Annotated in this window: 1 protein-coding gene; it reads right to left on the bottom strand. The window is 63.3% G+C overall.

Translation table 11 applies throughout. From position 1 onward, the window contains the following. Nucleotides 1-100: 100 nt before the first annotated feature. On the bottom strand, nucleotides 101-397 hold the full coding sequence (locus B1A74_RS13290; RefSeq protein WP_018650388.1) for a transposase: 297 nt from the start codon (nucleotides 395-397) through the stop codon (nucleotides 101-103). Nucleotides 398-436: the final 39 nt, after the last annotated feature.

The raw sequence follows: 436 nt of genomic DNA, 5'->3' as shown, positions 1-436 counted from the left end.
CGCGCCCGCGCCGCGTAATAGCCGGCCCGGCTCACTCCCAGCAGCCGACAAAGACGATGGACAGGGCCTTCTCCGCTCAACCGCGTGATGCAGCGATGCATCACTTCAGTTCCCGGGCGAAGAAGGCCGACGCTTTTTTTAGAAGCTCCTTGTCCTCCTTCAACCGCCGGTTCTCCTCCTCGAGCTGGCGGATCCGTTGCTGTTCCGCCGTCAGCGGCCGACCCTCGCCCGGTTGTCCCGTGCGCTCCGCCTTGAGTTGATCGACCCAGCGGCGAACGGCCGTCTCGCCTAGATCCTGATCCCGGCATACGACCGAGACCTCCAGACCGTCATCGACCACCATCCGGGCCACGCGCTCCTTGTATTCGCTTGAAAAACTTCGGCGCTTGCGTGCCATGGTTGTTCTCCTCGTCCAGGGGGTATCGTCCCACCTAAC

Origin of the sequence: Thioalkalivibrio halophilus (assembly GCF_001995255.1) — a bacterium.
In the GTDB taxonomy this organism is placed as follows: domain Bacteria; phylum Pseudomonadota; class Gammaproteobacteria; order Ectothiorhodospirales; family Ectothiorhodospiraceae; genus Thioalkalivibrio; species Thioalkalivibrio halophilus.
The sequence above is the reverse complement of the archived record's forward strand: the minus strand, read 5'-3'. Positions and strand labels throughout refer to the sequence as shown.